This window comes from Cupriavidus sp. 09_S30, from assembly GCF_056930435.1.
Genome location: NZ_JBXOWI010000001.1, coordinates 3,485,407 through 3,503,352 on the forward strand (window position 1 = coordinate 3,485,407; position 17,946 = coordinate 3,503,352).

Here is a 17,946-nt window from a genome sequence, read left to right on the forward strand (position 1 = left end):
CCACGATCAACCGGCCACGCGGTTGCCCGCGAGGCTGGCTTGCTTGCCGGGGGCCTGCTCGGCCGGCTTGTCGGTCTTGGGCTCGGCCGCACCGCCGGGAGCGCCGCCACCCTCGGGGAACTTGCCCGCGCGCGCATCGACGAATTCGCGCGGCTGGATCACCTCGCCGGTATGGTTGCCCCAGTTGTTGCGGGTGTAGGTCATCACGGCCGCCAGCTCGGTGTCGGACAGCTGCTTCCAGATGGGCATGGCGTTCTTGCCTTCGAGCAGGATATGCATCTGGCCGGCATCGGGGCCGTTGACGATCTTGGAGCCGTCCAGCGCCGGGAAGGCGCCGCCGCCCTTGCCGTTGGGCTGGTGGCAGACCGCGCAGTTGGCCAGATAGACCTTTTCGCCGCGCGCCTTCAGTTCGTCCAGGGTCCAGGTCTTGTTGGGATCGTCCGCCTTGGCGGCCATTTCCTTCTTCTTGCCGTCGACCCACTTGCTGTAGTCGGCGTCGGAGACCACGCGCACAACGATGGGCATGAAGGCGTGTTCCTTGCCGCACAGCTCGGCGCACTGGCCGCGATAGACGCCGATCTTCTCGGCCTTGAACCAGGTGTCGCGCACGAAGCCGGGGATGGCGTCCTGCTTGACGCCGAAGGCCGGGATCATCCAGGCGTGGATCACGTCATTGGCGGTGGTGACGACGCGGATCTTCTTGTTGACCGGCACCACCATCTCGTTGTCCACCTCCATCAGGTAGGTGTTGCTCTTGGGCGCCTCGTTGTTGATCTGCTCGCGCGGAGTGGTCAGCGTGGACACGAAGGAGATGCCCTCGCCTTCCCCCTTTAGGTAGTCGTAGCCCCACTTCCACTGGTAGCCGGTGGCCTTGATGGTGACGTCGGAATTGGTGGTGTCCTTCATCGCCACCACGGTCTTGGTCGCCGGCAGGGCCATGGCGATCACGATCAGGAAGGGCACGATGGTCCAGACCACTTCGACCGTGATGCTTTCGTGGAAGGAGGCAGGCTTGGCACCCTTTGATTTGCGGTGCTTGAACACGGAGTAGAACATCACGCCGAACACGCACACGAAGATCACGGTGCAGATGATCAGCATCATCCAGTTCAGCCAGTGAATCTGTTCGGCGATCTTGGTGACCGGCTCAGCCAGATTGAGCTGACGCACGGCGGGGCCGCCTGGCATGTCCGTGACTGCCGGGGCCGCCTGGCTGACGAGCAGGGATGCGCCGGCCAGACATGCTGCGGATGCCTTCTTCCACATTTTCATTTGTTATCTACCCAATTTACAGATTCAAATCTGTCCCTCGCCTAGGTCCGGCGGCCACTCCTCGGAGCGGCGCAGGGCAGTCGCGAGTTCCTGCGCGAACTTCCGGCGCGCATACGGGTCTAGAAATTTCCCGACCTGCACCGCGCGCCCACCCGAGCGCAAAGTCACCAGCGCCCGGAGAGATTCACCTGACTCGACCCGCACCCATGGCGGGTTGAACTCCTGCCGCGACACCTTGCCGGCACTGGCTGTCTCCACGACCAGTATTCCGCCTGCAAGGCTGACACGCTCATAATCCACTGCGTGCCGCGCATACACCAGCAGGGCAATCCCCAGCCCGATCAGGTCCAGGCCGGCAAAAGGCAGCACGAGCCAGTACCCCCACCACGCGATGAGCAGCGCGATGGCGAACGAGATGCAAACGATGGAAAGGTAGAACCAGCCGACCTGGCGCGGAGAAAGCGAGCAATTTCGCTTCATCAGCCAGTCGGTGCACAGCGCCGGTCGAAGCCCGTCAAGACCTGCAACGGACTCATCTCGTGCCGTCTGGATTGCGATACGGAAATCTTGCATCGCCCCACCACTCTGCATCGGATGCGTGCCCGGGACGATTTCACCCAAATTTCAAGGCGCTGATGCGCTGTTATCTGCGGGTGGAATGTGCCAGGGGACCACTGCGACAAACCGACGCATTATATGGCGCTTCGCCGACTCGAACAAGCCGCGGCTTGACCAACGGGCTAGCGCGCGCCCTGAAATTGTGCTTGTACTTTGTCTATCTTGACGAACACGCGCCGCTATGTACGGGGGCGCCCGCGCCCGATCCTGTCGAGCGGAATGACCGCGTTGCCCTGTGCGTCGAGCGGCTGCGCGGCGCGCGGCGGCAGCTTCCAGGCATGGCCGTAGACGATCTCGAAAGTGAGTGCGATCTCACCCTGGGCATTGCGCCGGCGCTCCAGCGCCGCCAGCAGCGCATCATGCCAGCGCCGCCCGCGCAGACCGCCGCTGCGATGGCGCATGCCGCCCATCGCGTGCACCTCGCGCAGCAGGGTCCGCGGGCTCTCGTAGGTCACGGTCAGCGTTTCCATATCCATCACCGGCGTGGACCAGCCGCTGTGCACCAGCATGTCGCCGAGATCGTGCATGTCGACGAAGCGCAGCGTATGCGTGTCGCCATCGACCTCGGCGAAGGCCGCGCGCAATTCCTTCAGGGTGTCCGGCCCGAACATCGAGAACAGCACCAGGCCTTCGGGGCGTGTCACGCGGTGCCACTCCGGGAAGACGAGATGCGGCTCCGGATGCCAGTGCAGGGCCAGATTGGACCAAAGCATGTCAAAGCTGTCGGCGGCAAACGGCAGCGTGGCAAGATCGCCTTGCACCAGATCGAACATCGGACGCTTACCCAGCATGCGACCGATCCAGCCGGGACGGCGCTGCGGGTCGCGCTGGCCCGCCTCGCGCAGCATCGCTGCCGACACGTCGAGGCCGGCGATCTGCGCATCGGGATACTGCGCGCGCAAGGCGGCCAGGCCCTGGCCATGGCCGCAGCCGATGTCCAGCGCCCGGCGCGGCGACAGCCGGATCAGCTGCATGCGCTCCTGCATGCGACGGCTGATCTCGCCGAGCAGGAAGTCGAGCTGGCCGAGAGCGGCGCTGCGCCGGTCAAAGGCGAGCCGGGTCAGCCGCGTGGACGGCAGGAAGGCATCGGGAGAATCGGCGGCATGCAGGGACACGGACAAACCAGGCAGCAGTCAGAAGAGGACAGGGCAACGCTTGCGCCCGGCGACGGCAAGGCGCCGGCCGCGACGCAAGGGGACGGAGCGCAAGTATACGCGCGATGCGCGCATCCGGCCGGCGCCCGCTACGGGCGGCACCTGCGGCGCATCCTCGCCGGCTGCCGGTTGGCGTGCGGGGCGTGGCTGGACGTGCTGCTGCCCTGCGCCTGCGCGCTGTGCGGCCAGGTGCAGGACGAAGTCGTCTGCGCCGGCTGCGCGGCCGACCTGCTGGCGCCGTCGGCGCGCTGCCCGGGCTGCGGGTTGCCGGCCGCACCCGGTGGGAGCGCCCGCCGATGCGCCGAGTGCCGTGCTGCCCCGCTCCCCTTCGATGCCGTGCTGACGCTGGGCCACTATGCGCCGCCGCAGGACAGCCTGGTGCTTGCGCTCAAGTTCGGCGGCGCGCTGCCGCTCGCCGACTGGATCGCTGCGCAACTCGCGCACCGCCTGACACTGGCCGGCCTGCCGCCGCCAGCGCTGCTGGTGCCGGTGCCGCTGGCGCCGCGCCGCCTCGCCGCGCGCGGCTTCAACCAGGCCTGGGAGATCACCCGGCCGCTGGCGCGACGGCTCGGCGGCGTGCCAGCAGACCCGGTGCTGCTGGCGCGCCGGCGCGAGACCGCTGCGCAAAGCGCGCTCGACCTGGATGCGCGCCGGCGCAATATGCGGGATGCCTTCGCACTGAGTGCCCCGTCACGGCTGGACGGGCTGCATATCGGGCTGGTGGATGACGTCATGACCTCCGGGGCAACGCTGGGGGCGGCCGCGCGGACGCTGAAGGCACACGGCGCCGCGCGCGTCACGGCCATCGTCGCACTGCGCACGCCATGAGCGTCGGACAGGCATGGTCGCGGCAAGGTGCGACAAAATGCCGCACCATACGAAAGGCGAGCGGTACCGGAGGGCAGCGCAAGGATGCGATCGAGGGAGTCGGAGTCGGCGCCGCAGGCGAAGCGGTGCCGGGCATGGGACGGCCAGCGTGACAGCGCCTGCCGCCGCGCGGTAAGCTGCGCACCGTATTCCCACCGCCTTACCGCGCCGGGCGCCCGCCCGGCCAGCTGAAATGTTCAACGTCGTCCTGGTCGAACCCGAGATCCCTCCCAATACGGGCAATGTCATCCGCCTGTGTGCCAACACCGGCGCCCGGCTGCATCTGGTCAAGCCGCTCGGCTTCCCGCTGGACGACGCGCGCATGCGCCGCGCCGGACTGGATTACCACGAGTACGCGGCCATGCGCGTGCATGAGAGCTGGGAGGCCTTGCTGGCCGACGAGCGGCCCGATCCCACCCGTATGTTCGCGCTGACCACCAAGGGCTCGACCCCGTTCGGGCAAGTGGCCTTCGCCCCGGGTGACTGGTTCGTGTTCGGCTCGGAAACGCGCGGCCTCGCGCCGGAGCGGCGCGAGTGGTTCCCTCCCGCCCAGCGCATCCGGCTGCCGATGCGGCCCGACAACCGCAGCCTGAACCTGTCGAACACGGTGGCCGTGGTGGTATTCGAAGCCTGGCGCCAGAACGGTTTCGCGGGCGGGGCCTGACCCTGCCCCGCCTAGGCCCGCCTGCGCGCGCTGCGCGCTATTCCGGCTGCACGCCGGCGGCGCGGATCACCTTCGCCCAGCGCAGCTTTTCGCTTTCCATGGTGCGGCGCAGCGAGTCGGGCGCCGTGCCGGCGGGCGCGAAATACTGCGCGCGCATCTTGTCGCGCACATCGTCGCTGCGAATGATGGCGACCAGCTCGCGGTACAGGCGCTCGACAATCGGCGCCGGCGTGCCTGCCGGCACCAGTACCGCCTGCCAGGAAATCGCCTCGAAGCCGGGATAGCCCGATTCCGCCACCGTCGGCACGCCGGGCAGCAAGCCGCTGCGCCCGCTGCTGGTCACCGCCAGCAGCCGCAGCTTGCCTGCGCTGACCAGCGGCATCGCGATGGCCGGGACCATGAAACCGGCCTGCACCTGTCCGCTCGCCATGGCGGTGGTCACCTGCGGGAAGCCCGGATAGGGCACGTGCTGCATCTCGATGCCGGCCATCGCCTTGAGCTGCTCCATGGCGAGATGGGCCGCGCTGCCGTTGCCGACCGAGCCGTAATTGAGCTCGCCGGGCCGCGCCTTGGCCAGGGCCACGAACTCGCGCAGGGTCTTCGCCGGCAGGCGGGCATCGATCACCAGCACATTGGGCGACGTCGCCACCAGGCTGACCGGCTCCAGCTGGCGCGCCGGATCGTAGCCCAGGTGGCGCCACAACATGGGGGAGGTGACCAGCGGCCCATTGATGGTGAACAGCAGGGTGTAGCCGTCCGGCGCCGCGCGCGCCACCATGCCCGTGCCGATGTTGCCGCCGGCGCCGGGACGGTTCTCCACCACCACGGGCTGCCCCAGCGCGATCGCGAGCTTCTCGGACAGGATGCGCGCGATCAGGTCGGGCGAAGTCCCCGGCGGAAAGGGCACGACCATGCGCACGGGGCGCGCGGGCCAGGGCTGGGCGCGTGCGGACGGCGCGGCAGCGGCGGCGCAGGCTGCCGCAAGCGTCAGCAAGGCGCGGCGGCGGGTCATCTGGACATCTCGATGGGACATGGCTGGATAGGCGGGGTAGGCGGAGATTGGAGCGGATTGCGTGCGCAGCAGGATGGACGGCGGCAGCCCGGGGCTTGTTCCGCCGGGCGGCCGGCCGCCCATGACGGGCCGGGCGCGGCCGGCGTCACTCGTCGCGAGCGTCGCGCTGGAGCAGGCGGGACACGGCGTCGGACACGGCCAGTCCCTCGAACAGCACGGCACAGACTGCACGTGTGATCGGCATGTCGACACCGTGGGCAGCGGCCAGCGCCGCCACGGCCTGGGCACAACGCACGCCCTCGGCCACATGGCCCAGTTCGGCAAGGATCTGCGCCAGGGTCTTGCCCTCGGCCAGTTCCCGGCCGACCTTGCGGTTGCGCGACAGGTCGCCGGTGGCGGTCAGGATCAGGTCGCCCACGCCGGCCAGGCCCATGAAGGTCTCGGCACGCCCGCCCAGCGCCAGGCCCAGGCGGGTCATCTCCGCCAGGCCGCGCGTGATCAGCGCCGCGCGCGCGTTCAAGCCTAGCCCCAGGCCGTCGCTGGCGCCGGTGGCGATGGCCAGCACATTCTTGACCGCCCCGCCCACCTCGACGCCGATCACGTCGTCACTGCCATAGATGCGCATGGCGTGGTGATGAAAGGCCGCCTGGGCGAGGTCCGCCAGCGCCGGCGAATTGCCGGCCACAGTCAGCGCGCACGGCAGGCCCAGCGCAACTTCGCGCGCGAAGCTCGGGCCGGTCAGCACGCCGTATTCGACCGCGCCCTCGGCGACGCCGGCAGCCGCCAGCTCTGCGCGCACCATCTGGTGCGGCAACGCCTGCGTGCCGGCCTCGAAACCCTTGCACAACCACAGCATGCGCAGGCGGCCACCCTGGCGCGCGGCCAGCCGCTGTGTCATTTCGCGCAGGCCGGCGACCGGCGTGGCCACCACCACCAGGCCGTCGGGGCTGTCGATGCCGTGCGCGGCGGCACGCTCGAAATCGGGTTCCACCGCCAGCCGTTCGGACAGCGTCACGCCGGGCAGGTAGCCGGCATTGATGCGGGTCGAGGCGATGGTGGCAAGTTGCGCGGCGTCGCGCCCCCAGAGCACCACCTCGTGCGCGGCGGCAGCATGGCTGGCAAGTGCGGTGCCCCAGGCACCTGCGCCGAGGAAGGCAATTTTCATGTCGATCGGAACGGATGGTCTGCGCGCTCGATGGTAGCGCGGGAAGGCGGCGGGCGGAATCCGCGCCCGGGCGCGGCAATGAAAAACGGGGCCGCAGCCCCGTCTTGCCAGCGCTTGCCGGATGCCAGGATCAGTGGCGGGCCTGGCTGCCGTCGGGCATCACGATGCCGCTGCCGCCCTCGGCGGCCTGCGCTTCGGCCATCGCGGCTTGCAGGCGCTGCTCGTAGAGCGCCTGGAAGTTGATTTCCGACAGGTGGATGGCCTGGAAACCGGCGCGCGTGATCACATCGGCGATATTGCCGCGCAGGTAGGGATAGAGGATGGTCGGGCAGGCAATGCCCAGCAGCGGGTCGAGCTGGTCCATCGGCACGTTGCGGATATCGAAGATGCCGGCCTGGTGTGCTTCCACCAGGAAAGCCACCTTGTCCTGGACCTTGGTGGTCACGGTGCCGGTCACCACCACTTCGAAGATGCCTTCCTGCAGTTGCGAGGCACCGACGTTCACCTGGACCTCGACCGAAGGCGCCTCGGATTCCAGGAAGATGGCGGGCGAGTTCGGTTGCTCGAGCGACATGTCCTTCAGGTACACGCGCTGGATGTTGAAGAACGGCTGGTCGTCCTGCTGCTCTTGCTGCTGGTTTTGCTGGTCGCTCATGAAAGGCTTCCGGGATAGGCGTATGGCGCCGGGAGCGGCCGCCGGCGCCTGCTCTGGCGCGCGGCCGGCCCGGGCCGGCGCCCGGGTGGAAAAAGCATATGGTACATGACGCGCATGGCGATTTCACCCGCGCGCCATGCTGCGGCGCTCAGGCGGTCAGCAGCGGCGCCAGGCCGCCCTGGCGATCGAGCGCGGAGAGATCGTCGAAACCGCCGACATGGGTCTCATCGATATAGATCTGCGGCACGGTACGGCGGCCGGTGCGCGCCATCATTTCCTCGCGCTTGCCGGGTTCGCGGTCGATCAGGATCTTCTCGATCGTCTCCACGCCCTTGGACTTGAGCAGGCGCTCGGCCATCTGGCAATAAGGGCACACGACGGTGCTGTACATGACGACTCGTGCCATGCGGCATTCTCCTTGGCTACTTGCGACTGATGCAATCTGACTGGCACCCGTACAACGGGTGCCTACTTCACCACCGGCAGACCGGCCTGCTGCCATGCAGCCAGGCCGCCTTCCAGCGAATAGACCTCACTGTAACCGGCTTCCTTGAGTGCTGCTTGCGCCTTGCCCGAACGCTGGCCGGTCTGGCATACGACGATGATGGGTACGGACTTGTCCTTTGCAAGGCCGGCGGCACGCGCAGCCAGGTCGGACAGGGGCGCGCTCTTCGCCTGCGGGATGTGGCCCTTGGCGAATTCGGCAGCTTCACGAACATCGACCACCACCGCATTGCGCTTGTTGATCAGCTGCGTGGCGATGGTCGTATTGACGCGCTTGCCGCCCGTGCCGCGGGAAATCGCGGGCCAGGCCAGCAGGCCGCCGGACACCACGGCAACGGCGATCAAGGCTAGGTTGTTATAGTCGGCAAAGAAATTCACGTTGGCATTCCGGTGGGTTGGGTCGGCGGCATTATAAAATACGCGGTTTCGCGTCCGCGGCCGCCGCGTGTGCCACCATTGTCTCTTATTTGACACATGGGGCGCCGGCACCGCCGCGGCCGCTGCGGACAGATCACCCACACTCTCGGAAAGCAGCATGTACAAGCTCGTTCTCATCCGCCACGGCGAATCGACGTGGAACCTCGAAAACCGCTTCACCGGCTGGGTCGACGTCGATCTGACCGAAACCGGCGCCGCCCAGGCCCGCCAGGCCGGCAAGCTGCTCAAGGAAGCCGGCTACAGCTTCGATATCGCCTACACCTCGGTACTCAAGCGCGCCATCCGCACGCTGTGGCACGTGCAGGACGAGATGGACGAGATGTGGATCCCGGTGCGCAACGAATGGCGCCTGAACGAGCGCCACTACGGCGCCCTGGCCGGCCTGAACAAGGGCGAGACGGCCGCCAAGTTCGGCGACGAGCAGGTCCTGGTCTGGCGCCGCAGCTATGACACGCCGCCGCCCGCGCTGGAGCCGACCGATCCGCGCGCCTCGTACGCCGACCCGCGCTACGCGGGCGTGCCCCGTGAGCAGATCCCGCTGACCGAATGCCTGAAGGACACCGTAGCCCGCGTGCTGCCGCTGTGGAACGAATCCATTGCTCCGGATATCAAAGCTGGCAAGCGTGTGGTGATCGCCGCCCATGGCAACAGCATCCGCGCCCTGGTGAAATACCTCGACCAGATCTCGGATGACGACATCGTTGGCCTCAACATCCCCAATGGCACGCCGCTCGTGTACGAACTCGATGCCGACCTGCGGCCGCTGCGCCACTACTACCTCGGCGACCAGGAAGCCATCGCGGCTTCGATGGCCGCCGTCGCCAGCCAGGGCAAGTCGCGCTAAGCCCGTCAACGGCGTGCGTGCGCCGGCCAACCGGCCGGCCTGCGCGCGCCATCCCTTTTTGTGCCACCCTCTTATACTGTCGGACATTGCGGGCCGGAGCCCAGCGCCGAGCCAGTCCCGATCCGCCCTAATCCTCACTCGTTCAGGCAGCCCTCATGCGTAAGACGCTAAAGAACATCAGTCTGGTCTCTGCCGGCCTCGTGGCCGGCGTGCTCGCGACGCTGCAGATCTCTGCCACCGCGCAGAACTCGTCCGGGCCGCTGCCGCTCGACCAGTTGCGCCTGATGGCCGATATCTTCGGCCAGATCAAGCGCGAGTACGTGGAACCCGTCGACGACAAGCAGTTGCTGACCTCGGCCATCAAGGGCATGGTCGCCAGCCTGGATCCGCACTCCGCCTACCTGGATGAAAAGGATTTCAAGGAACTGCAGGAAGGCACCCGCGGCCGCTTCGCCGGCCTGGGCATCGAGATCTCGCAGGAAGACGGCCTGGTCAAGGTGATCAACCCGATCGAGGATACCCCCGCCTTCCGCGCCGGCATCCAGCCGGGCGACCTGATCACCCGCATCGACGACAAGCCGGTGCGCGGCCTGCCGCTCGAACAGGCGGTCAAGCGCATGCGCGGCGAGCCCGGCACCAAGGTCACGCTGACCATCTACCGCAAGAGCGATGAGCGCACCTTCCCGGTCACCATCACCCGCGCCGAGATCCAGGTGCAGTCCGTCAAGACCAAGCTGCTCGACCACGACCTCGCCTGGGTGCGCCTGACCAGCTTCCAGGAGCGCACCGTGGCCGACCTCGGCCGCAAGCTCGACGAACTGGCGCAGAAGGATCCCAACCTCAAGGGCGTGATCCTCGACCTGCGCAACAACGGCGGCGGCGTGCTGCAGGGCGCGGTCGGCGTGGCCGCAGCCTTCCTGCAGCCCGACGCCACGGTGGTTTCGACCAACGGCCAGGTGCCGGACGCCAAGCGCGTGTACAAGGCCAATTTCAACAACTACCGCTTGTCCTCGCTGGACGACGATCCGCTCAAGGGCCTGCCGGCGGTGTACAAGACGGTGCCGATGGTGGTGCTGACCAACGCCTACTCGGCGTCGGCGTCCGAAATCGTGGCCGGCGCGCTGCAGGACCACAAGCGCGCGCTGATCATGGGCAAGACCACCTTCGGCAAGGGCTCGGTGCAGACCGTGCGCCCGCTGCCCAATGACACCGGCATCAAGCTGACCATTGCCTACTACTACACGCCGACCGGCAAGTCGATCCAGGCCAAGGGCATCCGCCCGGACATCCCGGTCGACCAGAATCCGGAAGGCGATCCGGACGACGCGCTGATCACCCGCGAAATCGACACCGAGCATCACCTGCACAACAAGCAGGAGTCGGAGGAACCGGAGATGGCCCAGCGCGAACTGCGCCGCGTCGAGGAGCTGCGCCGCCTGGAAGAGGAGAATGCCAAGAAGACGCCGGAAGAGCGCGAGAAGGAGCGCAAGAAGAAGCCCATCGAGTTCGGCACCGCCGAGGACTTCATGCTCCAGCAGGCGATCGCCCAGCTGACCGGCCAGCCGGTCAAGCGCTCCAAGTCCAAGCTGGAACTGGCCGAGGACAAGCCGGCCAAGCCGGCGGTGAAGAAGCCGGCCAGCAAGCCTGCCAGCCCGGCGGCGCCGTCCAACAGCGCGCCGGCAAGCTCGCCGATCGGCGAGCCGCTGGGCACGCCGACCGGCAAGAGGCCCTGAGGCGCACCGTGCGAGCGGCCCTGCGGGGCCGCTTTTTGTTTTCCGCTCCCGCGCCTTCCGGCCCGGGGGCCACCGGAATCCTGGGGACAGCATGTCCGCGGCAATGAACGACGACCAGCTGCTGCGCTACTCGCGGCACATCCTGCTTGACGAGCTCGGCATCGAGGGCCAGGACCGCCTGCTGGCCGGCCACGCGCTGGTGATCGGCGCCGGCGGCCTCGGCACCGCCGCCCTGCCCTACCTGGCCTCGGCCGGCGTCGGCACCATCACGGTGGTGGATGACGATGCGGTCGACCTGACCAATCTGCAGCGCCAGATCCTGCATACGACGGCCAACGTCGGCCGCGCCAAGGTGGAATCGGCGCGCGAGGGCATGCTGCGCATCAACCCTGGGATCGAGGTGCGCACCGTCGCCACACGTGTGGGCGACGCCGAGCTGTCGGCCCTGGCGGCGAGCGCCGACGTAGTGCTGGACTGCTGCGACAACTTCGCCACGCGCCAGGCGGTCAACCGGGCCTGCGTGCGCCATCGCGTGCCGCTGGTATCGGGGGCCGCGCTGCGCTTCGACGGCCAGGTCAGCGTGTTCGACCAGCGCCAGGACGACGCCCCCTGCTATGCCTGCCTGTTCCCCCCTTCCGAGCCGGCGCCTGAGGTGGCCTGCGCCACCATGGGCGTGTTCGCGCCGCTGGTCGGGATGGTCGGCACCGTGCAGGCTGCCGAGGCCCTGAAACTGCTGGCCGGGGTCGGCCGGAGCCTGGCCGGGCGCCTGCTGATGGTCGATGCCCTGAATATGGAATGGACCACGATGCGCCTGGCAAGAGTGCCGGGCTGCGAGGTCTGTGGCGGCCATTGAGGGGCGCCGACGATCCATCGGCGGCCGGATGAGGGGCCGCCGGGACCGCCGGGACTAGGCCACTGAGGGCCACTGAGGGCCACTGAGGGCCACTGAGGGCCACTGAGGGCCATCGAGCGGCCGCCGCCTGAGGGGCGGTCCCGCCGCCGGTGCTAGCGGCCGCTGTGCTCCAGGAGATAAGCGGTCACGGCGGTGCGGTCGCCGCGAAACACGATGCGGGCCTCGCGTGCCTCGCGCTGGTAGGCGTACATCGGATCGTAGTACTCCTGCAGCAGCACCGTGATCCAGCCGCGGTGCAGGTCCACCTCGCCCGTGCCGGCCTGGTGTACCAGCGCCTGCTCCAGCAGGGCCGACAGGCGCTCATAGCGCATCCCGCCGAGCCGCCTGGCAATGCCGGCCATGGCCTCGCGCAGGCGCGCGGCATAGGCCGCGAAACCGGCCTCCGGCCCCAGCTCGACGACGAAGTCGGCGCACAGTCCCTGCACATAGTCGCGCAGCACGCGCTGCACGCGCTCCTCGAACGTTTCCTCCAGCCAGACCAGCGGGCTGCGCTGCATGCGCTCATAGAGCGGCAGCGGCAGCGCACGGCTGCCGATGAAGCGGCTCTCGTCCTCCAGCACCACCGCCCGCCAGCCGGCCTCGCGCTGCCTGAGCAGTTCGATGGCCAGGCTGTTCTCAAAATCGATCTGGCCAGGCTGGGGCTGGGCACGCCGGCCGAAGGCCGAGCCGCGGTGCCGCGCCAGTCCTTCCAGGTCAATGGCGGCACCGACGTCGGCGACGACATCGGTCTTGCCGCTGCCGGTCAGCCCGCCCAGCATCAGCAGGTCGCCGTTGATTGCGCCCTCGGTCGCTTCGATCAGGAAGGTGCGCATCGCCTTGTAGCCGCCGACGACGCGCGGATAGTCGATGCCGGCTTCCTCGCGCAGCCATTGCTGCACGATCTGCGAGCGCAGGCCGCCCCGGAAGCAATACAGGAACCCGTCCGGATGGGCCTGCACATGATTGGCCCAGGCGGCGATGCGCGCCGCCTTGTGCTCGCCCGACACCAGGCGGTGGCCGAGGACGATCGCGGCATCCTGGCCCTGCTGGTGGTAACACAGCCCTACCTGGTGGCGCTCCTCGTCGTCCATCAGCGGCAGGTTGACCGCGCCGGGAAAGGCGCCGCGCGCGAATTCTCCGGGCGCGCGGACGTCCATCAGCGGCACGCCGCCCAACAGCAGGCGGCGATAGTCGGCGCTGTTCTCACGCATCAACGCACCTCGACCGCATGCTCGCCGCGCGCCACCAGCTCGCCGATCGGGGCAAGCGCCAGCCCGAGCTCGGCGCAGACGGCGTGGAAGGCCGCCTCGCCGGCGGGCTCCACGGCCACCAGCAGGCCACCGCTGGTCTGCGGATCGCACAGGATGGCGCGCTGCGCGGGATCGAGCGCGCCGATGCGGTGCCCGTAGCTGTCGAAGTTGCGCTGCGTGCCGCCCGGCACGCAGCCGGCCTCGACATAGCGCGCCACTTCCGGCAGCACCGGCACCGCAGCGAAGTCCAGCTGCGCGGTCAGGCTGCTGCCATCGGCCATCTCGACCAGGTGGCCGAGCAGGCCGAAGCCGGTCACGTCAGTCATCGCGCGCACACCGGGCAAGCGGCCGAAACGGCTGCCGGGACGGTTGAGCACGCACATCCAGTCGCGCGCGAGGTTCACGTCCTGCGGGCGCAGTACGCCCTTCTTCTCCGCGGTGGTCAGCACGCCGATGCCGAGCGGCTTGGTCAGATACAGCCGGCAGCCGGCGACGCCCGTGTCGTTGCGCTTCATGTTGGCGCGCTCCAGCACGCCGGTGACGGCCAGCCCGAAGATGGGCTCGGGTGCGTCGATCGAATGCCCGCCAGCGAGCGGGATGCCGGCATCGTCGCAGGCCTTGCGCCCGCCCGCCACGACCTCGCGCGCCACCTCGGGCGGCAGCACGTTGACCGGCCAGCCGAGGATGGCGATGGCCATCAGCGGATCGGCACCCATCGCGTAGATGTCACTGATGGCATTGGTGGCGGCGATGCGGCCGAAGTCGAACGGATCGTCGACGATGGGCATGAAGAAATCGGTGGTCGACACCACGCCGCGCTCGCCGTCGGGTCCGTCGAGCGCGTAAACGGCGGCGTCGTCGCGCGAAGCATTGCCCACCCACAGGCGTGGATCGGCATGCTGGGCGCCGCTGCCGGCGAGAATCACATCAAGCACCTTGGGGGAAATCTTGCAGCCACAGCCGGCACCGTGGCTGTACTGCGTCAAACGAATGGCATCACCCATGGAAGGCTCCTGGCGGCAACGGGGGAATAAACGCGGGATGAAAGAAAGTCAGAATGGGAACGAGAACCCTTACGGCGAAAAGACAAGCGCCGCGAACGCGGCGCCGATGCGCCGCAACGGGCGCTGCCGCCAGCGCAACGCGCGGCGGCGGACCGGTGGCCCGGCCTGGGCGAATCAGTGCTCGCCCGGCTCCATCTGCGATTGCAGATAGTTCTGCAGGCCAACCTTGTCGATCAGGTCGAGTTGCGTCTCCAGATAATCGATATGTTCTTCGGTGTCTTGCTGGATGTCCACGAAGATTTCACGGCTCACGTAGTCGCCGACGGACTCGCAGTAGCCAATGGCTTCCTTGACGGTCGCGTGGGCGCTCTGCTCCAGCTTCAGGTCGCACTTGAGCATCTCCGGCGTGTTCTCGCCGAGCAGCAGCTTGTGGAGATCCTGCAGATTGGGCAATCCGTCCAGCATCAGGATGCGGTCGATCAGGCGATCGGCGTGCTTCATTTCGCCGATCGATTCCTTGTATTCCACGTCGCCAAGCTTCTTCAGGCCCCAGTGACGGTACATGCGGGCGTGGAGGAAATACTGGTTGATCGCAGTCAGCTCGTTCTTGAGCTGCGCATTCAGGTATTGGATGACCTTCTTATCACCTTTCATTAGCGGCTCCTGTTGCACCGGGCCCCGCGAAAGCGCGATGCGGCGCCGAAGCGCCGCATGCAGTCATGAAAGATGAACGTGCCGAACGTGTGGACGTACCGAATGTACGAGAACGCGCGGCACAATGACCGCGCGTGAGTTCAGGCAACCAGCGCAGAGCGCCGGTCGTTCGCGACTGCCGGATCCCGAGTGTCCATTATGGCACGCGACCCCGACCGCGAACAGGAGGAAATTTCAGCGACCTGGATGACGGCAGTGGCGGTAGTGGACTTCACCGCATCGAGGGCGGCGACGCCTTCGCACAGCACCTGGTGCGCGCACTCGCGGCAACGGCCGCAGCAGGTGCCGACACCCAGCGTTTCCGCCAATTCATCCAGCGTGGCCACGCCCAGCTGGGCGGCACCGTGGATCTCGCGATCCGTGACCTGGTTGCAGATGCAGACGTACACAATTCCCTCCCTGGGGCGGTGGTGACACTGGCATGTCACCCCAATGAGCGCCAGCTTAACAGAGATCAGAAATGATAACAATTCCCATTAAGGCACTTGCGACGCGCATCTGAGAAGCGCCGCAAAGGCCGCCCGCGCGAGCGTCGCGGCATGCACATCACGGGCGGAATGCGAAGAAAAGGCCGCACATAGCGGCCTGTTTCCGATGCAATACCCGCAGTGCTATCAGGGTTGATTAAGCTGGCGCAGGACGGCCGCCTGTTCCTGCGGATCGTAGGCTTCCAGCAGCTGGTCGACCTGCCGCGTGAGCCGGCCGCAGTCGGCGTGCAGCACTTCCTGCTTGACGCGCAGCAGCTGGGTCGGATGCATCGAGAACTCGCGCAGGCCCATGCCCAGCAGCAAGCGGGTCATGGCCGGATCGCCGGCCATTTCGCCGCACACGGCCACCGGCACGCCGGCCTCGTTGGCCTCGCGGATGGTGCGCGCAATGAGCTGCAGCACGGCCGGATGCAATGGATCGTAGAGGTGGGCCACCGCGTTGTCGGCACGATCGATCGCCAGCGTGTACTGGATCAGGTCGTTGGTGCCGATCGAAAGGAAATCCATGCGCTTGAGGAACAGCGGCAGCATCAGGACCGCCGCCGGGATCTCGATCATGGCCCCGATCTTCAGGTTGGGGTCGAAAGGCAGGCCCCGAGAGTCGAGCTGGCGCTTGGCCTGGGCAATCAGGTCCAGCGTCTGGTCGATCTCGCGCGCATGCGCCAGCATCGGGATCAGCAGCCGCACCGGCCCGAAGGCCGAGGCGCGCAGCAGCGCGCGCAGCTGCGTCAGGAACATGGCCGGCTCCGACAGGGACCAGCGGATCGCGCGCAGGCCCAGCGCCGGGTTGAGCGCGGTCTCGAACTCGTCGCGGCCATCCAGCGGCTTGTCGGCGCCGATGTCGATGGTACGGATCGTCACGGGCAGGCCATGCATGGCCTCGACCGCGCCGCGGTAGGCCTGGAACTGCTCCTCCTCGCCGGGCAGTTCGCCGCGGCGGTTCATGAAGAGAAACTCCGAGCGGAACAGGCCGACACCCACCGCGCCGGCGGCCAGCGCCGCGCCGGCATCCTCGGCCATCTCGATATTGGCCAGCAGGTCGACTTCCTGGCCGTCCAGGGTGACAGCAGGTGTGTGCCGCAGCCGCTGCAGGCGCTTCTTCTCCAGCACGCGCTCGCTCTGGCGGTGCCGGTACTCCTCCAGGATGATGGCCGAGGGATCGACGATCACCAGCCCGGCATCGCCGTCGATGATGATCCAGTCCTCCTGGCGGATCAGTTCGCTGGCGCTCGCCACGCCCACCGCCGCCGGGATGTCGAGGCTGCGGGCCACGATGGCGGTGTGCGAGGTGCGCCCGCCCAGGTCGGTGACGAAGCCGTGGAAGGCCGTATGCCGGAACTGCAGCATGTCGGCCGGGGAGATATCGTGCGCCACCACGATCACGCCCGGGGCTTGCACGCCATCGGCGGCCAGCGCAGGCGCGGGGGCCGGCGCGGGAACCAGCAACGGCGCGCCCGCCAATACCTTCAGGATGCGCTCCACCACCTGCTGCAGGTCGGCCTTGCGCTCGCGCAGGTATTCGTCCTCGATCTCATCGAACTGCCGCAGCAGTTCCTCGAGCCGCGTGGTCAGCGCCCACTCCGCGTTGTAGCGGCGCGTGCGGATCAGCGTTTCCGGCTCCTGCGCCAGCATCGCGTCGTCGAGGATCATCGCGTGCACATCGAGGAAGGCGCCCATCTCCTCGGGTGCGTCGCGCGGCAGGTCGCGCTTGAGCACGGCCAGCTCCGTGCGCACCGTGGCGCGGGCGGCGCGCAGGCGCTCGACTTCCGCCTCGAGCTGGTCTTCGTCGACCAGGTAGTGCGACACGTCAAGCGCCGCCGGCGCGAGCAGGTGTGCACGGCCGATGGCGATGCCGCGCGAGACCGGGATGCCGTGCAGGGCAAATGACATGTGCCGCTCCGTCTTGGAACGTTGGTTAAGAATGAATCCGCGAGGCCGCCGGCCTCACTCGCCTTCGCCGAAGCGGTTGCCGATCAGCGTGACCAGGGCATCCATGGCCTCCTGCTCGTCGGGACCCTCGATTTCGATGGTGACCGTGGAGCCGATGCCCGCCGCCAGCATCATCACGCCCATGATGCTCTTCGCGTCGACCTGGCGGCCGTTGCGCGACATCTTGATCTGGCTGACGAAGTTGCCGGCCAGCTGCGTCAGCTTGGCGGAGGCGCGGGCGTGCAGCCCGAGCTTATTGATGATGGTGATGTCCCTCTGCAGCATATTTGTCGGGATGATTGGCGATTTGGTTCTGGACGGTGGTGCTGCCGACCTGCAGTACGCCCTGCGAGCCGCCAGCCAGCGCCTTGGCGGCGAGCTGGTCAAGTTTTTCGCTGCGGTAGCAGATGGCCCGTACCAGCATGGGAAGGTTGACGCCGGCCAGCACCTTGACGTGGCCCGGATCGGCCAGGCGCGCGGCGATATTGGCAGGGGTGGCGCCGAAGATATCGGTCAGCACCAGCGCGCCGTTGTCTTCGCACACGGCGGCCAGGCGCCGCTTTGCTTCGGCCAGCACCACGGCGGGATCGGCGTCGGGAACGACGTCGATCGCCTCGAGCCGCTGCGGCTGGCCACAGTAGACGTGGGCCGCGCAGTCGCGCAGCGCGGAAGCCAGCGGCGCGTGCGCGATGATCAGAATGCCTGCCATGGTGGAAAATCCTTTGGACTGCCCCCGATTGTAG

Annotated in this window: 20 protein-coding genes; 5 read left to right on the forward strand and 15 right to left on the reverse strand. The window is 67.7% G+C overall.

The window, feature by feature from the left end; genetic code table 11:
- Nucleotides 1-6 precede the first annotated feature (6 nt).
- The 3 genes from coxB to AC1Z3O_RS16320 all read right to left on the reverse strand — a co-directional run bounded on the left by coxB (nt 7) and on the right by AC1Z3O_RS16320 (nt 3,005).
- The gene (gene coxB, locus AC1Z3O_RS16310) at nt 7-1,272 is read right to left on the reverse strand and encodes a cytochrome c oxidase subunit II (protein ID WP_483516739.1); all 1,266 of its coding nucleotides are present in this window, start codon (nt 1,270-1,272) and stop codon (nt 7-9) included.
- A 24-nt stretch (nt 1,273-1,296) separates the two neighbouring features.
- Nucleotides 1,297-1,845, reverse strand: a complete 549-nt coding sequence (locus AC1Z3O_RS16315) for a DUF2244 domain-containing protein (protein ID WP_483516740.1) — start codon at nt 1,843-1,845, stop codon at nt 1,297-1,299.
- A 224-nt stretch (nt 1,846-2,069) separates the two neighbouring features.
- Entirely contained in the window at nt 2,070-3,005 is a 936-nt protein-coding gene (locus AC1Z3O_RS16320; protein ID WP_483516742.1) for a methyltransferase domain-containing protein, read from the reverse strand.
- Here AC1Z3O_RS16320 and AC1Z3O_RS16325 point away from each other — a divergent pair.
- Both AC1Z3O_RS16325 and trmL read left to right on the forward strand, forming a co-directional pair.
- A complete protein-coding gene (locus tag AC1Z3O_RS16325; protein ID WP_483516743.1) occupies nt 2,994-3,872 on the forward strand; it encodes a ComF family protein in 879 nt (292 codons plus the stop codon). The genes AC1Z3O_RS16320 and AC1Z3O_RS16325 overlap by 12 nt on opposite strands.
- A 232-nt stretch (nt 3,873-4,104) precedes the next feature.
- On the forward strand, nt 4,105-4,575 hold the full coding sequence (gene trmL / locus AC1Z3O_RS16330) for a tRNA (uridine(34)/cytosine(34)/5-carboxymethylaminomethyluridine(34)-2'-O)-methyltransferase TrmL (protein ID WP_483516744.1): 471 nt from the start codon (nt 4,105-4,107) through the stop codon (nt 4,573-4,575).
- A 37-nt stretch (nt 4,576-4,612) separates the two neighbouring features.
- Here the strand turns inward: trmL and AC1Z3O_RS16335 are convergent, their stop codons facing one another.
- From AC1Z3O_RS16335 to AC1Z3O_RS16355, 5 genes are all read right to left on the reverse strand, one after another.
- On the reverse strand, nt 4,613-5,587 hold the full coding sequence (locus AC1Z3O_RS16335; protein WP_483516745.1) for a Bug family tripartite tricarboxylate transporter substrate binding protein: 975 nt from the start codon (nt 5,585-5,587) through the stop codon (nt 4,613-4,615).
- Between the two features lie 145 nt (nt 5,588-5,732).
- Nucleotides 5,733-6,752, reverse strand: coding sequence for an NAD(P)H-dependent glycerol-3-phosphate dehydrogenase (locus tag AC1Z3O_RS16340; RefSeq protein WP_483516746.1), 1,020 nt, complete (start codon nt 6,750-6,752; stop codon nt 5,733-5,735).
- A gap of 130 nt (nt 6,753-6,882) precedes the next feature.
- Nucleotides 6,883-7,407, reverse strand: coding sequence for a protein-export chaperone SecB (gene secB / locus AC1Z3O_RS16345; protein ID WP_483516747.1), 525 nt, complete (start codon nt 7,405-7,407; stop codon nt 6,883-6,885).
- A 148-nt stretch (nt 7,408-7,555) separates the two neighbouring features.
- Entirely contained in the window at nt 7,556-7,813 is a 258-nt protein-coding gene (gene grxC / locus AC1Z3O_RS16350; protein WP_483516748.1) for a glutaredoxin 3, read from the reverse strand.
- Between the two features lie 62 nt (nt 7,814-7,875).
- A complete protein-coding gene (locus AC1Z3O_RS16355) occupies nt 7,876-8,289 on the reverse strand; it encodes a rhodanese-like domain-containing protein (RefSeq protein WP_483517632.1) in 414 nt (137 codons plus the stop codon).
- Nucleotides 8,290-8,446: 157 nt separating this feature from the next.
- Between AC1Z3O_RS16355 and gpmA the strand changes: the two genes are divergently transcribed.
- The 3 genes from gpmA (at nt 8,447) to AC1Z3O_RS16370 (ending at nt 11,779) form a co-directional block, all read left to right on the forward strand.
- Nucleotides 8,447-9,193, forward strand: a complete 747-nt coding sequence (gene gpmA, locus AC1Z3O_RS16360) for a 2,3-diphosphoglycerate-dependent phosphoglycerate mutase (protein WP_483516749.1) — start codon at nt 8,447-8,449, stop codon at nt 9,191-9,193.
- A 155-nt stretch (nt 9,194-9,348) separates the two neighbouring features.
- Nucleotides 9,349-10,926 carry a S41 family peptidase gene (locus AC1Z3O_RS16365; protein WP_483516750.1) on the forward strand — a complete coding sequence of 526 codons (1,578 nt, stop codon included), beginning with the start codon at nt 9,349-9,351 and terminating at the stop codon, nt 10,924-10,926.
- 103 nt (nt 10,927-11,029) lie between these two features.
- Nucleotides 11,030-11,779, forward strand: coding sequence for a HesA/MoeB/ThiF family protein (locus AC1Z3O_RS16370; RefSeq protein ID WP_483516751.1), 750 nt, complete (start codon nt 11,030-11,032; stop codon nt 11,777-11,779).
- Between the two features lie 152 nt (nt 11,780-11,931).
- On the opposite strand, the gene mnmH is transcribed toward AC1Z3O_RS16370, so the two are convergent.
- The 7 genes from mnmH to AC1Z3O_RS16405 all read right to left on the reverse strand — a co-directional run bounded on the left by mnmH (nt 11,932) and on the right by AC1Z3O_RS16405 (nt 17,912).
- Nucleotides 11,932-13,029 carry a tRNA 2-selenouridine(34) synthase MnmH gene (gene mnmH, locus AC1Z3O_RS16375; protein WP_483516752.1) on the reverse strand — a complete coding sequence of 366 codons (1,098 nt, stop codon included), beginning with the start codon at nt 13,027-13,029 and terminating at the stop codon, nt 11,932-11,934.
- Complete coding sequence (selD, locus tag AC1Z3O_RS16380) at nt 13,029-14,072, reverse strand: selenide, water dikinase SelD (protein WP_483516753.1); 1,044 nt, start codon at nt 14,070-14,072, stop codon at nt 13,029-13,031. Before selD ends, mnmH begins: the two co-directional genes overlap by 1 nt.
- Nucleotides 14,073-14,246: 174 nt before the next feature.
- On the reverse strand, nt 14,247-14,726 hold the full coding sequence (bfr, locus tag AC1Z3O_RS16385; protein ID WP_483516754.1) for a bacterioferritin: 480 nt from the start codon (nt 14,724-14,726) through the stop codon (nt 14,247-14,249).
- A gap of 140 nt (nt 14,727-14,866) precedes the next feature.
- Entirely contained in the window at nt 14,867-15,175 is a 309-nt protein-coding gene (locus AC1Z3O_RS16390) for a (2Fe-2S)-binding protein (RefSeq protein WP_483516755.1), read from the reverse strand.
- A gap of 225 nt (nt 15,176-15,400) precedes the next feature.
- A complete protein-coding gene (gene ptsP / locus AC1Z3O_RS16395) occupies nt 15,401-17,164 on the reverse strand; it encodes a phosphoenolpyruvate--protein phosphotransferase (RefSeq protein ID WP_483516756.1) in 1,764 nt (587 codons plus the stop codon).
- A gap of 54 nt (nt 17,165-17,218) precedes the next feature.
- Nucleotides 17,219-17,488 carry an HPr family phosphocarrier protein gene (locus AC1Z3O_RS16400; protein ID WP_483516757.1) on the reverse strand — a complete coding sequence of 90 codons (270 nt, stop codon included), beginning with the start codon at nt 17,486-17,488 and terminating at the stop codon, nt 17,219-17,221.
- A complete protein-coding gene (locus AC1Z3O_RS16405; RefSeq protein ID WP_483516758.1) occupies nt 17,457-17,912 on the reverse strand; it encodes a PTS sugar transporter subunit IIA in 456 nt (151 codons plus the stop codon). The genes AC1Z3O_RS16400 and AC1Z3O_RS16405 overlap by 32 nt, the downstream gene beginning before the upstream one ends.
- Nucleotides 17,913-17,946: the final 34 nt, after the last annotated feature.